Origin of the sequence: Microbacterium paulum, from assembly GCF_015707995.1 — a bacterium.
GTDB lineage: Bacteria > Actinomycetota > Actinomycetes > Actinomycetales > Microbacteriaceae > Microbacterium > Microbacterium paulum.
In genome coordinates, this window is the sequence record NZ_JAAGRY010000074.1 from 1 (window position 1) to 13,760 (window position 13,760).

Consider the following 13,760-nt stretch of genomic DNA (forward strand, 5'->3'; position numbering starts at 1 on the left):
CCAGGCGCGCCCGCGCGCACCCCGCACCAGCACCGCCGCCCAGACGACCAGCGCGGCGGCGGCCGCCCACACCGTCACCTGCAACGTCGTAAGGGGCGAAGCGCCAGGAACACGCCGACAGCGACGGCTGCGAGCCCCGCCGCGCCCCGCACGACGCGGGCCGTCGAGGTCGGTCGGGCGCTCATGCGCTGCAGCGTAGGGCCGGGTGCTCCTGCGCGCCGTGCCGACAGGGCACCGAACTACGCTGGAGGGGTGTCCGCCACCGCTGCAGCCCTCGCCCACGCCGACGACCTCGCCGACTTCGTCGCCGCCTCGCCGTCGAGCTTCCACGCCGCCGCCGAAGTTGCGCGGCGGCTGACGGCCGCCGGGTTCACGTACCTCGACGAGACCGCGCCGTGGTCGGTCGAGCCGGGCGCGCGACAGCTCGTGGTGCGCGACGGCGCGGTCGTCGCCTGGATCGTGCCGGGCACGGCGACCGCCGAGACGCCGTTCCACATCTTCGGCGCGCACAGCGATTCGCCCGCGTTCAAGCTCAAGCCGCAGCCGACGACCGGCCGCGCCGGCTGGCTGCAGGCCGGCGTCGAGATCTACGGCGGGCCGCTTCTGAACTCGTGGCTCGACCGTGAACTGCGCCTCGCCGGCCGGCTGGTGCTCGACGACGGCACGACGGTGCTCACCGCGACGGGCCCGCTGCTGCGGCTGCCGCAACTCGCGATCCACCTCGACCGCGAGGCGAACGATCACCTCGCCCTTAACAAACAGACCCAGACCCAGCCGGTGTGGGGGCTCGTCTCGACCCTCGACGACGCGGCATCCGCCGATCTTCTCGGCGAGCTCGCCGCCGCAGCCGGGCCCGACGTCGACCCGGCCTCGATCCGCGGGTTCGACATCGTCACCGCCGACGCCGCGCGCGGCGCGGTGTTCGGCAAAGACCAGGCGTTCTTCGCGTCGGGCCGGCTCGACGACCTGGCATCCGTGCACGCGGGCCTCGTCGCGATGGAGCAGGCGGGCACGGATGCCTCGCACATCGCGGTGCTCGCCGTCTTCGACCACGAAGAGGTCGGCTCGGGCACCCGGTCGGGCGCAGCCGGGCCGTTCCTGCAAGACGTGATCGAGCGTGTGCAGCTGGGTCTCGGCGCGAGCCGGGAGCAGCAGCTGCGGGCGCTCGTCGCCTCGTGGTGCGTGTCGAGCGACGTGGGTCACTCGGTGCACCCGAACTATGTCGAGAAGCACGACCCCGTGGTGCAGCCCGTGCTCGGATCGGGCCCGATCCTCAAGATCAACGCCAACCAGCGCTACGCGACCGACGCCGCCGGCGCCGCTGCGTGGCACGGTTGGTGCGACGCCGCGGGCGTCGTGAGCCAGGAGTTCGTCTCGAACAACGCCGTGCCGTGCGGATCGACGATCGGCCCGATCGCGGCGACGCGCCTGGGCATCCGCACGGTCGACGTCGGCATCCCGATCCTGTCGATGCACTCCGCGCGCGAACTCGCCGGCACCGCTGACCTGCACGCCCTCACCCGCGTCGCCGCCGCCTTCTTCGCGGCCTGACGCGCCCCGCCCCGCCCCGCGCGGTCAGGCCGCGGCGGTGCGGGCGAAGGCGAGCGTTTCGAGTGCTGCTGCCTGATCGCCGAGCTCAGGCCTGCGCGGCCTCGCTGCGCTTGGGCAGTACCCAGCCGGCGCGCGGGAAGTGGCAGGTGTAGCCGTTCGGAATGCGCAGCAGGTAGTCCTGGTGCTCGGGCTCCGCCTCCCAGAACGGGCCGGCCTCTTCGATCGTCGTGACCGCCGCGCCGGGCCACAGGCCCGAGGCATCCACGTCGGCGATCGTGTCGCGGGCGACCTGCTCTTGCTCGGCGGTCAGCGGGAAGATCGCCGAACGGTAGCTTGTGCCGATGTCGTTGCCCTGCCGGTTCAGCGTCGACGGGTCGTGGATCTGGAAGAAGAACGCGAGGATGTCGCGATAGCTCGTCGCGGCGGGGTCGAAGACGATCTCGACCGCCTCGGCGTGCCCCGGGTGGTTGCGGTAGGTCGCGTGGTCGTTCTGCCCGCCGGTGTACCCGACGCGCGTGTCGAGCACGCCGGGCTGGCGGCGGATCAGGTCTTCCATGCCCCAGAAGCAGCCGCCGGCGAGCACGGCCGTCTCGGTGCCGGGGGTGCGGGTGAGGGTGCCGTCGTCGGTCATGAGGTCTCCTTGCGTCCCCACCATCTTCCCCCCGATCACAGACATCGGGGCCGTGACGCGATAGAATGGATGCCTCCGCAGCGCCCACCGGTGCCGCGAGGTGCATCTACCAGCTCGACTGACTCGCAAGATTCGGGAAACGGCGGCACGTGAAAACGAGCCCCTTCCTGGAGGACAGCGTGGCAAGCACTCAAACCCTCGTCGCGCGTGCGCGCACCGACGAAACGCTGATCGACCACACCGGCTGGATCTACTGGCCGATCGCCTTCATCGCGCGCCTGCCGTTCGCGATGATGACCGTGGGCGTGCTCATGCTCGTGGTCGCCGCGACCGGATCGGTCGGGCTCGGCGGACTCACCTCGGCCGCCGTCGGCATCGGCGTGGTCATCGCGGGGCCCCTGATCGGCGCCCTCGTCGACCGGCACGGCCAGCGGCGCGTGCTCGTTCCGGTGGGGCTCGCCAACGGCCTGCTGCTCGCCGTGTTCCCGCTGATCGTGCTGAGCGACGTGCCCGAAGGAGTGCTGCTCGCCGCGGCGCTCGCGATCGGCCTCACCGCGCCGCAGGCCTCTGCGATGAGCCGCAGCCGTCTGCTCACGATCATCACCGCACGCCTCTCGCTCGAACGGCAAGCGCAGACGACGACGCGGATCATGGCCTACGAGTCGGCGGCCGACGAGACGGCGTTCGTCATCGGCCCGTTCCTCGTCGGCATCCTCGCCGCCCTCATCGCCCCGTGGGCGCCGATCGCGATCGCGGCGGTGCTGAGCTTCGGCTTCGTCACCGCGTTCGCGCTGCACCCGACGGCCCGTGTCGTGGTGGTGGGCGAGGATGCCGCGGCGCAGCCCGCCCCCATGCGTGCGGTGTTCTCGGCGAAGGTGCTCGTGCTGGTGGCGGCGACGTTCGCCGTCGGCATGTTCTTCGGCTCCACCCTCACCTCGCTCACCGCGTTCGCGCAGGCGCGCGGCGACGAGGCGCAGGCGGGGCTGCTCTACGGCCTCATGGGCATCGGCTCGGCCGTGCTCGCGCTGGGTGTCGTGCTGCTGCCGGCGCGCTTCGCGCTGTCGCGCCGCTGGATCGTGTTCTCGCTCGTCGTGACGATCGCCGCGATCGGCTATTCGACCGCCGACTCGTTCGCCTCGATCATCGTGTGGCTGCTGCTGATGGGGCTCGGCGTCGGGCCGACGCTCGTGACGCTGTTCTCGCTCGCGGGGGCGCGCGCGCCGCTCGGTCGCGCCGCGACCACCATGACCCTGCTCGGGTCGGCGCTCACGCTCGCCCAGGCGTTGTCGTCGGCGTTCACCGGCTGGCTCGCCGAGGCGGTGTCGCTGCACGCCGCGATGATCGTGCCGGCCATCGCCGGCGTGCTCGTGCTGGCGCTCGGCGTGGTCAACGCCGTGGCGGAACGCCGCCGCGCCTGACGCGGGGGCGCGTCAGACCACGCGCACCCAGTTCGCGCCGCGGCCGGTCTCGGCGCGGTCGGTGAGGGTGAGGTCGTCGCCGTCGACGCGGTAGAGCGACACGGTCGTCGACTTCTCGCCCGCCGCGATGAGGTGACGGCCGTCGGCGCTCATCGCGAACCCCCGCGGCTGCTGCTCGGTGCGGGTGAACCGCGAGGCATCCGTCAGCGTTCCGTCGGCCGCGATCGCGAGCGAACCGAGGGTCGACTCGGTGCGCTCCGACGCCCAGAGACGGTCGCCCGCGCGGTGCAGATCGGCGCCCCAGATGTAGTGATGCGCGAGCGGATCGGCGCCGAAGACGCCGTGGCCGAGCCCGGCCGCCGGGTCGAATGCGCGCGCCGACCCGGCGAAGTCGAGGATGCCGGAGGCGCTGTCGCGGCGATAGTGCAGGACTTCGGCCGAGAACTCGGTCAGCACGTACACCGCGCCGTGGTCGTCGTCGATCACGAGGTGGCGCGGGCCGCTCCCGGTGGGAGCGGCGGCGGTCGGCGGGTCGAGCGGGGTGAGCGCGAGGGCGTCGCTCAGCGCGTACTGGGCGATGAGGTCGCCCCCGAGCGAGACGAAATACGCGAACCGCCCGTCGGGGCTCGGCAGCACCGAGTGCAGGTTCGGGTACGCCACCCGCGCCGTCGGCTCGCCGACCGAGCCGACAGCGCCCGCCGAGCTCACCTCGACCGGGCAGACGATGCCGTAGCCGCCGCCGTAGCTCGCGCCCAGCAGCGCCGAGCCGCCGTGCGTGAGGGCGAGGTAGTTCATACCGCCCGCCGGCAGGTCGAGGCGGGATCGCTCGGTGAGCACGCCGGTCGCACGATCCAGCGCGAGGGTCACGATGCCCGCCGGCTCGCCCTTGACGCCCGCGTAGACGAGGTCGCGCTCGGCGTCGACCGCGAAGGTCGAGCACCCGGTGAGGCCGCCCGTGACGGCGAGGCGCTCGAGCCGGTCGCCCGCGAGGCGGAACGTCGAGATCGAGCCGTCGCCGGCGTTGGCCACGAGGACGAGGGAATCGGTGCCGGTCATGCCTCCAGCGTACGGCCCGCGACCCGCCGCTTCGGATGAAGCGGCGGGTCGCGACGGTGGTCAGTACGCGATGGCGAGGTGGCCGTGCGGCGCCTCCGGGTCGTCGATGAGGTCGACGACCGCGAGGGCGAAGTCGGCGCCGCCGATCGAGGTCTGACCGTCGGCGTCGAGGAGCACGAGCCCGTCGGTGCCGATGCGGTAGGCGCCGGTGGGTTCACCGGGCAGGTGTGCGCCGAAACCCATGCCGGGCGAGAGGAACGTCCACGCGAGGTCGTCGGTGCGATCTTCGAGATCGAGCAGAATGCTGTTCATCTGCGACGCTTCGCGCAGCAGTGCCTCGACCTGCTCGGCGGGCACCTCGTCGGGGCGGTCGAATCCCTCGTCGATCACGCGGGGCGCATCGGCGCTCCGTCGCAGCGAGCTGAACCCGCCCACGACGAACAGCTCTTCGCCGGTTTCGGCCGCGGTGTCGGCGATGAGGCGGTCGGCCTCGCGCAGCGCGCCGTCCAGGCCGCCGCGCGGCGAGAGCGCCGAGACGACGACGTCGGCCTGCGCGATGGCGGCGCGCACGGCCTCGGCGTCGGTGACGTCGGCCGACGTCCAGGTGATCTCGGCGCCACCGTCCGCGTCGCCGGCGCTCCGGCTGACGGCGATGACCTGGTGGCCGGCGCGCGGCCTCGTCGACGATGTGGCGGCCGGCGTAGCCGGTGCCGCCGAAGACGGTGATCGTGCTCATGGGTGTTCCTTTCGACGCGGACTGTCGAGGGACGCAACGGCGGCGCGGTGCGGCTATTCCTGCGACTTCGTAGGATGAGGGGGCGACGGATGCCACGGCATCCCCCGCTCGACGCCCCGGGCCGTGCCCGGGCAGAAGGAGACAGCGTGACCGACGACGGCCGCACGACCTGGGTGCTCATCGACGGCGAGAACATCGACGCGACGCTCGGCAGCTCGATCCTCGGGCGACGCCCGCAGCCCGACGAACGGCCGCGGTGGGACCGCATCCTCGCGTTCCTCGCGGCGCAGTGGAACCAGAAGACCCGCGGCCTGTTCTTCTTGAATGCGTCGACCAACCTGCCGATGTCGTTCATCCAGGCGCTCCTCGCGCTCGGCTATCAGCCGATCCCGCTGTCGGGCGACGCCGACGAGAAGGTCGTCGACATCGCCATCCAGCGCACGCTCCAGACGCTGCGCGACCGTGCCGGTGACGTCGTGCTCGTCAGCCACGACGGCGACTTCGTCGACGACCTGGCCATGCTCGCCGACGGCCGCCGCCTCGGGGTGCTCGGGTTCACCGAGTTCCGCAACGCGGCGTTCGGCGAGATCCCCGGCATCCAGTTCTTCGATCTCGAATACGATGTGCACGCCTTCGACGCGCAACTGCCTCGCGTGCGGATCATCCCGATCGACGAGTTCGACCCCGCGCAGTTCTTGCGCTGAGCGCGCCCGTGGCCAGGCCGAGCGGCACCACCTCGCTGCAGCGCACCTACCGCTACCTGCGGTTGGCGATCGCCGGGGCCGTCGTGGTCGTCTTCACCGCGGTCCTCGTCGCGATGCCGGCCGTGGGCCTGCTGCCCTCGCTGAGCCACTACTACTACACGCCCGCGAACACGATGTTCGTCGGCGCGCTGATGGCGGTCTCGGTGTGCTTCTTCGCCCTGTCGGGCCGAGGCGCCGAGCGGGTGCTGCTCGACGCCGCGGCGACGATCGTGCCGCTCATCGCGATCGTGCCGACGATGATCTCGCCACGCTCCGTCCCCGGCGTCGACGCCGACTGCCCGCGGGGCGAGGGATCGTGCGTTCCGCAGACGTTCGATGCGGCGGTGGATGCCGGGATCGCGACCTACCTCGTCGTGGGCGCGGTCTTCGTGCTGGTCGCCGCGGCGCTCGCCGCCGCCGGTCAGGTCGACCGCCCGGGCACGGCCCTTTCGCTCGCGATCTCGGGCGCCGTGCTGCTGACCGTGTGGCTCACGTGGTGGCTGGCGCGCGATGAGTTCCTGCGCGGGGCGCACCTGGCTGCCGCGGCGGGGTTCTTCGCGATCATCGCGGCCGTCGCCCTCGTGCAGGCGTTCCGCCCGGCCGAGCGCGCGGCCCCGCGCTGGCTGAAGGCCGTCTACCTCGGGATCGCGATCGCCCTCGCCGTCGTCGTGGTGGGGACGCCGCTGTACGGGTCGCTGCACGTCGGACGCGTGTTCGGGGTGTTCGTCGGCGAAGTGCTCGCCCTCGCGCTCTTCGCCGCGTTCTGGGTGCTGCAGTCGGTGCAGTACTGGCGCGTCGACGATCCCGCGATCCGCGCCGAGGTGTGAGCCGTGCGTGGCCGTAAGACGCGGTGCGGACTGCACGTCAACCCCCGCCCGCGCGCGGCGCCGTCGGCCTAGGCTCGCATCACACGGAAGGAGCCCCATGTCTCGCATCCTGCACATCGGCGGCCACGGCAAGGTCGCCCTGCTGCTCGAACCCCTGCTCGTCGCCGCCGGCCACCACGTCACCGCGGTGGTGCGCAACCCCGCGCACGAAGCCGACGTCGCCGCGACCGGCGCGACCCCGCTCGTCGCCGACATCGGGCGTTTCGACCTCGACCAGCTCACGAGCCTCGAAAGCGGCAACGACGTCGTCATCTGGTCGGCCGGCGCGGGCGGCGGTTCCGCCGAGCGCACCTACGCGGTCGACCGCGACGCGGCGATCCGCTCGATCGACGCGGCGGTCGCGGCGCGCGTGCCGCGCTATCTGATGGTGTCGTACTTCGGCGCTCGGCCCGATCACGGCGTCGATCCGGCCGATTCGTTCTACGCGTACGCAGAGGCGAAGGCCGCCGCCGACGCGCACCTGCGCGAGAGCCCGCTCGACTGGACGATCCTCGCCCCCTCGGCGCTCACGCTCGATGCGCCGACCGGCCGGATCGACGTCGACGCCGATACGTCGCTCTCGGTCGCGCGCGCCGACGTGGCCGCGGTCGTCGCGGCATCCGTCGACGAACCCGCCACCTCGCGCCGCACGGTGCGGTTCAACACGGGCGACGTGCCGATCGCCGAGGCGCTGCACGGCCTCGCAGGCGCCCGTGCCTGACGCGCTGACGCCGCGCACGATCGTCATCACGGGCGCGAGCGACGGCATCGGCGCGGCGGCGGCCGGCCAGCTGCATGCGATCGGCGAGCGGGTCGTGATCGTCGGGCGAAACCCCGACAAGACCCGCGCCGTCGCCGAAGGGATCAGCGCGCCCTGGCATGTCGCCGACTACGCCGAACTCGACCAGGTGCGCGCCCTCGCGGCGACGCTCCTCGACCGGTACGAGCGCATCGACGTGCTCGCGAACAACGCCGGCGGCATCTTCGGCGAGCGGACGCTCACGCGCGACGGCTTCGAGACCACGTTCCAGGTGAACCACCTCGGCGGGTTCCTGCTGACCGCCCTGCTGCGCGACCGGCTGATCGAGAGCGGCGCGTCGGTCATCCAGACCTCGAGCCTCGCGGCGCAGCGGTTCTCGCGGTTCGACATCGACGACCTGCAGGGCGAGCGCCGGTTCTCGGCGAGCACGGCGTACGGCAACGCGAAGCTCGCGAACATCCTCTTCACGACCGAGCTGGCGCGCCGGTTCGGCGGGAATGGGCGCGGCGGGGGGCTCAGCGCCGTCGCGTTCCACCCGGGTGCGATCGCGAGCGGCTTCGCCGGATCGGCCCGCGGCGCCTGGCACTGGCTCTACACGAACCCGCTCGCGAGCAGGCTTCTGACCTCGACCGAGGTCGGCGGGTCGCGGCTCGGCTGGCTCGCGATCGGTACGCCGGGTGTCGATTGGCAGAGCGGCCGGTACTACGCGAACAACCGACCCGCACGCACGAGCCCGCTCGCGGCCGACCCGCTGCTGGCCGCGCGGCTGTGGAACCTCAGCGCCGAGATGGTGGGCGTCGAGGCGCGCTGAGGGGCGCAGGCGGTGGGGCGCTCAGGCCGCTCAGGCCGCGAGGATCGCCTCGACGACCGTGTCGATCGCCGCGGGAGCCACGTGCAGGTTGAGGGCGGGCTCGACGAGTTCCACTTCGAGTAGGCACAGACCGTGCTCGGCCGAATCGACCGTGTCGATGCGGGCATAGAGCGGCACGCCGTCTCCCGTCGCCGCGGCGACGGCGACGAGCACGTCGGCGGCGAAAGCCCGTTCGGCGTCCGTCGCCTCGACGAGCACCGGATTCTCCTGGTACACGCCGCCGAGCAAGCCTCCGCCCGCCTCGAGCAGGGCGCCCTTCGCGATCGCGTGCGTGAAGATGCCGCCGATGGCATACAGCGCTTTCTCGCGCCCCTCCGACAGCTCGCGCACCTCGGGCTGCACCATCGCGACGCCGCCGGCCTCGATGATGCGGGCGGCGAGGGCGAGCGCCCGCGGGTCGGATGCCTCGAAGAGCCCCGTGTCGCGTGCGCCGGCCGACACCGCCGGCTTCACCACGACGCGCTCGTGTGCCGCGATCGCGGATGCCGCGGCATCCACCGTCTCGGCGTACGTCGTCGGCACGATCCGGATGCCCGCGTGCGCGAGCTCGGCGAGGTAGCGCTTGTCGAGGTTCCAGCGCACGGTGTGCGGAGGATTGACGACGCGGGTTGCCACCGCGGCCCGGTCGAGCCACGCGGCAAACTCCGCCGGGCGCTCGGGGTAGTCCCACGGCGAGCGGATGACCAGCAGCTCGAAGGCGCCGAGGTCGACGCCCGCGTCGTGCCAGACGACGCTCTCGGCTGCGACGCCCCGGGCGCGCAGCGCCTCGAGCAGCAGCGGGGTGTCGTGGTCGGGATCTTCGTCGGCGTACGCGTCGGTCACGACGATCCCGATGCGGCGCGGGGCTGCGCCGGTCACAGGATCTTTCCGATGGGCTCGCGCTTCTCGGCCTGAAAACGGTCTTCGGTACGCCCGCGAGCCCAATAGCCCGACAGCGACACGTGCGCCCGGTCGAGACCGCGCTCGTCGAACAGCACCCGGCGCACCGTTTTCATCGATTCGCGCTCGCCGTGTGCGAACACCTGCACCGTGCCCTCCGGCCAGTCGAGCTGCCCCAGCACGGCGGCGAGGGCCTCGACGTCGTGCGCGGGGTCGACGATCCACTCGACCTGCACCGCGTTCGGTGCGGGAAGCGGCACGATCGCCGTCTCGGCATCCACTTCGATGACGACGTGACCGCGCGCGTCGGGCTTCGCGCTCTCGAGGGCCTCGAGTGCCGCGGCGATCGCCGGCAGCGCCGACAGATCGCCCGCGAAGACGTGCGCGTCGGCCGACGGGTCGGGGGAGTAGCCGCCGCCGGGCCCCATCAGACTCAGCCGGTCGCCGACCCGAGCGCGCGCCGCCCAGGGCCCCGCGAGGCCCTCGTCGCCGTGCACGACGAAGTCGATGTCGAGCGTGCGGGCGTCGTGGTCGACGCGGCGCACCGTGTAGGTGCGGGTCACGGGCAGCGACTCGGGAGCGGGGGTCGTGAACTTCAGCTTCACGTACTTGTCGGTCTCGGGGCGGTCTTCGAACTGCGCGAAGCCCTCGCCGCCGAGCGTCACCCGCACGAGCTGCGGCGAGACGTGCGCGACGGCGACCACCTCGAACTCGACGGTGGGTCGGGGCGGGCGGGCGGCGGTGCGAGAAGAGAGGGCCACCCCTCCACGGTAGCCGGGTGGGGCGATGACGGCGCCGCTTGACAGGGCGGAGCGCCCCGGCGAGGGTGGAAGAAGACCGCGAGGAGACCCGATGACGCACACCGCCGCACCGACGGCGCCGGCGATGAGCCTTCTCGCCGGGGCGCCCGTGATCGCACGCATCCGCCGACTGCTGGTGACCGTGGTGATCGCCGGGTTCCTCTACACGACCCTCATGACGGCGCAGAAGCAGAGCTGCCCCGGAGGCCGCGCCGCCGACGGGCAGCCGGCGTGCACCAGTGTGGTGTTCTCGCCGAGCCCGATCGTTCTGCTCGCGCTGGCGGTCGTCGTCTTCATCGCGCTCGGTCGCGTGCTGCGCGCGGGCGGTGAGCCACAGGCGCTGCGGATCCTCGACCGCACGGCGGCCGTCATCTGGGTGATCGTGATCGCGTCGCTCGTGATCGGCTATGTCTGGTTCGCGCTCATGCCGATCCCCGAGCCCGGGTCGTCGTTCGTCGCCTTCTTCCCGTTCCCGTTCGCCTCCGGTCAGATCTCGTTCACGCCGTGAGCGGCGCCCCCGCGTCCAGCGGCGACAGGTCGGCGCGCGCCGACCTCGCCGCCGTCGCAGCCTCCGGTGCGCCGTGGAATGCACGGCTGCGCGATCTGCCGTCGAGCCGCTCGCCCCGGGCCGCCGCCGTGCTCATGCTCTTCGGCGTGCTCGACGCGCTCCCGGCGCTCCGCGATGCGCAGGATGCCGCGGTGTCGCGCGACCTCGACGTGCTGCTGCTCGCGCGCTCCACGACCCTGCGCGCCCACCCCGGGCAGGTCGCCTTTCCCGGCGGCAGGCTCGACCCGGGCGACGACGGACCGGTCGCCGCGGCGCTCCGCGAAGCAGAGGAAGAGACCGGGCTCGACCCGTCGGGGGTCGAGGTGCTCGGCGCGCTGCCGGCGGTGCCGCTCGAGTTCTCGGGGCATCTCGTCACTCCCGTCCTGGGGTGGTGGAGGCATCCGTCGCCCGTCCGCGTCGTCGACGTGGCCGAATCGGCCGACGTCTTCCGTGCGCCCGTCGCCGACCTGCTCGACCCGCGGAACCGCGGGGTGACCGTGATCCGCCGCGGCGGGCAGGAGTGGCGCGGCCCCGCATTCGAGGTCGCGGGCCACGTCGTCTGGGGGTTCACGGCCGGGCTGCTGGATGCCCTGTTCGACAGCCTCGGGTGGACTGAGCCCTGGGACGACGAGCGCGAGCTGCCCCTCCCCGCGTGAAGCCCGCGGGAGCGCCGATGATAGGATCTCCCCTTGGAAGTGTGTCCGAGCGGCCTAAGGAGCATGGCTGGAATCCATGTAGGCGGGGTAACTCGCCTCGCAGGTTCAAATCCTGTCACTTCCGCCACAGGAACCCCCGTCAGAGATGGCGGGGGTTTCGTCGTTCGCACCGGGAATGCGCATCGCGCAAGCGCGGTTGTCATTCCCCGTCACATCAGCCCGCGGCGCGCGCGATTCGCCGTAGCGTCGAACGCGGCCGCTGCGACATCGTCCGGCAGGCCGCTCCCGCCGCCCCCCAGCCGGCATCCGCCCCACAGGAGATCCACCCCATGAGTTCCACCCCTGCGCCCGCGCTCGCGCGCGCTCCCAAGCCGAAGAAGCCGTTCTACCGCTCGTTCGGGTTCCAGATCACGATTGCCCTCATCGCCGGCATCCTGCTCGGCATCCTCGCGCTGAACCTCGGCCCCGACGCCGAAGGCAACCCGAACGGTCTCACCGCGACCCTGTCGACGATCGGCAACGCGTACGTCACGCTGCTGAAGGTCGCGGTCGTCCCGCTCATCTTCCTCGCGATCGTCGCGAGCATCACCCAGCTGCGGAACGTCACGAACGCCGCGCGCCTGGCCGGGCAGACCCTGCTCTGGTTCGGCATCACGGCGCTCATCGCGGTGACGATCGGCATCGTCCTCGGTGTCACGATCCAGCCCGGCAACCGCGTCGCGCACGACCAGCTGACGACCGCCGACCCCTACGCGGTCGGCACGTGGTGGAACTTCCTGAAGGGCATCATCCCGCAGAACTTCCTCGGCCTCACGGTGTCGACGTCGGTGGATGCCTCGACGGGTGCGGCGGTTTCGACGGTCGGCTTCAACGTGCTGCAGGTGATCGTCATCTCGATCGCGGTCGGCATCGCCGCCCTCAAGCTCGGTCGCCGCGCCGAGCCGTTCATCGCGTTCACGCAGTCGAGCCTCAAGATCGTGCAGCGCGTGCTGTGGTGGATCATCCGCATCGCCCCGATCGGCACGCTCGGCCTCATCGCGTCGGCCGTCGTGCAGTACGGCACCGACAAGCTGCTGACCCTCGTCTGGTTCGTCATCGCGGTCTACGCGGGCCTCGTGCTCGTGCTGTTCGTGGTCTACCCGATCCTCGTCAAGAGCCACGGATTGTCGATCAAGCAGTACTTCTCGGGCGTGTGGCCCGCCGTGCAACTCGGCTTCGTGTCGCGCTCGTCGATCGGCACGCTGCCGCTCACCCAGCGGGTCACCGAACGCAACCTCGGTGTGCCGCGCGAATACGCGTCGTTCGCGGTGCCGCTGGGCGCGACCACCAAGATGGACGGTTGCGCCGCGATCTACCCGGCGATCGCCGCGATCTTCGTCGCGCAGTTCTTCGGCGTCGAGCTCAACATCGTGTCGTACCTGCTGATCGCGCTCGTCTCGGTCGTCGGCTCCGCCGCCACCGCCGGCACGACCGGCGCCACGGTCATGCTCACCCTGACGCTCTCGACCCTGGGCCTGCCGCTCGAGGGCGTCGGGCTGCTCCTCGCGATCGACCCGATCCTCGACATGGGCCGCACCGCGGTCAACGTCGCAGGTCAAGCCCTCGTGCCGACGATCGTCGCCAAGCGCGAAGGCATCCTCGATCAGGACCTCTACAACGCCCCGCGCGACGGCGAGCCGTTCGCCGACGACTCCGACGAATAGCTCGCGCTGGTGGCCGCCGCCGAGGCGCGCGTGCCCGCCGATGCCGTCGACGACGGCACCCGCACCGAGGGCGCACCGACTCGCGCCTGAGCGCGCGCCGCGCTGCACACGAGAAGGGGGTGGATGCCGAGGCATCCACCCCCTTGTTGGTGCGGTGTTGGGGTTCGCGGGCGCCGGGGCGAGGTGTGGGCGCAGATCGCCGCTTCGCGCGAGAACGATGGCGCAGATCGTCGCTTCACGCCCGCAAAGCGACCATGTGCGCCATCAAAAGACCGAAGCGGGGCAGGGCCAGGTTCACTCAGGCCAGGGCGTCGCGGTCGGCGAAGGCCGAGCCCGGGCGGATCACGAGCGAGCGGGGCAGCACGATCGCGCGCACGCGCTCCCGCGCGCCGACCGCGGCGAGCATCGCGCGCCTGATCTGGGCGGCGTCGTCGAAGGGCGTGGCTCTGGATGCCTCGGCATCCATCGACCTCGTGCCGACCGCGGCACCGCCCGGCGGGGCGTAGCTCGCGCGCTCGATCGCCGCGACGAGGCGCGACATCT

The 13,760-nt window shown here is 72.0% G+C and carries 14 protein-coding genes, 1 tRNA gene and 1 pseudogene; 10 read left to right on the top strand and 6 right to left on the bottom strand.

From position 1 onward, the window contains the following. The first annotated feature begins 252 nt into the window (after positions 1 to 252). Entirely contained in the window at positions 253 to 1,551 is a 1,299-nt protein-coding gene (locus G3N18_RS13980; protein ID WP_338038605.1) for a M18 family aminopeptidase, read from the top strand. A gap of 85 nt (positions 1,552 to 1,636) precedes the next feature. Here G3N18_RS13980 and msrA read toward each other — a convergent pair whose 3' ends face one another. After that, positions 1,637 to 2,182 (bottom strand): peptide-methionine (S)-S-oxide reductase MsrA, encoded by a 546-nt coding sequence (msrA, locus tag G3N18_RS13985; RefSeq protein ID WP_196384886.1) that lies wholly within the window; start codon positions 2,180 to 2,182, stop codon positions 1,637 to 1,639. A gap of 179 nt (positions 2,183 to 2,361) precedes the next feature. Here msrA and G3N18_RS13990 point away from each other — a divergent pair, with 179 nt between their 5' ends. Beyond that, positions 2,362 to 3,600, top strand: coding sequence for an MFS transporter (locus G3N18_RS13990; RefSeq protein ID WP_338038608.1), 1,239 nt, complete (start codon positions 2,362 to 2,364; stop codon positions 3,598 to 3,600). Between the two features lie 12 nt (positions 3,601 to 3,612). Here G3N18_RS13990 and G3N18_RS13995 read toward each other — a convergent pair whose 3' ends face one another. Together G3N18_RS13995 and G3N18_RS14000 are read right to left on the bottom strand one after the other, a co-directional pair. Further along, entirely contained in the window at positions 3,613 to 4,656 is a 1,044-nt protein-coding gene (locus tag G3N18_RS13995) for a lactonase family protein (RefSeq protein ID WP_196384887.1), read from the bottom strand. Positions 4,657 to 4,716: 60 nt separating this feature from the next. Next, positions 4,717 to 5,313, bottom strand: a pseudogene (locus G3N18_RS14000) (NAD(P)-dependent oxidoreductase); the annotation flags it as partial. A gap of 225 nt (positions 5,314 to 5,538) precedes the next feature. Between G3N18_RS14000 and G3N18_RS14005 the strand changes: the two are divergent. The 4 genes from G3N18_RS14005 (at position 5,539) to G3N18_RS14020 (ending at position 8,572) form a co-directional block, all read left to right on the top strand. Further along, positions 5,539 to 6,096, top strand: coding sequence for an NYN domain-containing protein (locus G3N18_RS14005; RefSeq protein ID WP_314855972.1), 558 nt, complete (start codon positions 5,539 to 5,541; stop codon positions 6,094 to 6,096). An 8-nt stretch (positions 6,097 to 6,104) separates the two neighbouring features. Continuing rightward, positions 6,105 to 6,962, top strand: coding sequence for a hypothetical protein (locus tag G3N18_RS14010; RefSeq protein ID WP_196384889.1), 858 nt, complete (start codon positions 6,105 to 6,107; stop codon positions 6,960 to 6,962). 97 nt (positions 6,963 to 7,059) lie between these two features. Further along, positions 7,060 to 7,722, top strand: a complete 663-nt coding sequence (locus G3N18_RS14015; RefSeq protein ID WP_196384890.1) for an NAD(P)H-binding protein — start codon at positions 7,060 to 7,062, stop codon at positions 7,720 to 7,722. After that, a complete protein-coding gene (locus tag G3N18_RS14020) occupies positions 7,715 to 8,572 on the top strand; it encodes an SDR family NAD(P)-dependent oxidoreductase (protein ID WP_314855964.1) in 858 nt (285 codons plus the stop codon). Before G3N18_RS14015 ends, G3N18_RS14020 begins: the two co-directional genes overlap by 8 nt. Before the next feature lie 30 nt (positions 8,573 to 8,602). On the opposite strand, the gene G3N18_RS14025 is transcribed toward G3N18_RS14020, so the two are convergent. Both G3N18_RS14025 and G3N18_RS14030 read right to left on the bottom strand, forming a co-directional pair. Beyond that, positions 8,603 to 9,490 (bottom strand): ATP-grasp domain-containing protein, encoded by an 888-nt coding sequence (locus G3N18_RS14025; RefSeq protein ID WP_196384891.1) that lies wholly within the window; start codon positions 9,488 to 9,490, stop codon positions 8,603 to 8,605. Then, entirely contained in the window at positions 9,487 to 10,272 is a 786-nt protein-coding gene (locus G3N18_RS14030; protein WP_338038610.1) for a siderophore-interacting protein, read from the bottom strand. The genes G3N18_RS14025 and G3N18_RS14030 overlap by 4 nt, the downstream gene beginning before the upstream one ends. A 91-nt stretch (positions 10,273 to 10,363) precedes the next feature. On the opposite strand from G3N18_RS14030, the gene G3N18_RS14035 reads away from it, so the two are divergent. The 4 genes from G3N18_RS14035 (at position 10,364) to G3N18_RS14050 (ending at position 13,217) form a co-directional block, all read left to right on the top strand. Further along, positions 10,364 to 10,819: a hypothetical protein gene (locus tag G3N18_RS14035; RefSeq protein WP_196384899.1), complete on the top strand. Its 456-nt coding sequence runs from the start codon at positions 10,364 to 10,366 to the stop codon at positions 10,817 to 10,819. Continuing rightward, positions 10,816 to 11,514, top strand: coding sequence for an NUDIX hydrolase (locus G3N18_RS14040; protein ID WP_420827102.1), 699 nt, complete (start codon positions 10,816 to 10,818; stop codon positions 11,512 to 11,514). The genes G3N18_RS14035 and G3N18_RS14040 overlap by 4 nt, the downstream gene beginning before the upstream one ends. Positions 11,515 to 11,549: 35 nt before the next feature. Then, positions 11,550 to 11,641, top strand: a tRNA-Ser gene (locus G3N18_RS14045). Positions 11,642 to 11,843: 202 nt separating this feature from the next. Then, a complete protein-coding gene (locus G3N18_RS14050; protein ID WP_196384893.1) occupies positions 11,844 to 13,217 on the top strand; it encodes a dicarboxylate/amino acid:cation symporter in 1,374 nt (457 codons plus the stop codon). 298 nt (positions 13,218 to 13,515) lie between these two features. On the opposite strand, the gene G3N18_RS14055 is transcribed toward G3N18_RS14050, so the two are convergent. After that, on the bottom strand, positions 13,516 to 13,760 hold a 245-nt coding region (locus tag G3N18_RS14055; RefSeq protein WP_196384894.1), incomplete at its 5' end, for a hypothetical protein.

Bases quoted from the DNA above. Each gene is read 5' to 3' on its own strand.
- G3N18_RS14015 (WP_196384890.1), top strand. From the start codon at position 7,060: ATGTCTCGCATCCTGCACATCGGCGGCCACGGCAAGGTCGCCCTGCTG.
- G3N18_RS14050 (WP_196384893.1), top strand. From the start codon at position 11,844: ATGAGTTCCACCCCTGCGCCCGCGCTCGCGCGCGCTCCCAAGCCGAAG.
- G3N18_RS14035 (WP_196384899.1), top strand. From the start codon at position 10,364: ATGACGCACACCGCCGCACCGACGGCGCCGGCGATGAGCCTTCTCGCC.
- G3N18_RS13995 (WP_196384887.1), bottom strand. From the start codon at position 4,656: ATGACCGGCACCGATTCCCTCGTCCTCGTGGCCAACGCCGGCGACGGC.
- msrA (WP_196384886.1), bottom strand. From the start codon at position 2,182: ATGACCGACGACGGCACCCTCACCCGCACCCCCGGCACCGAGACGGCC.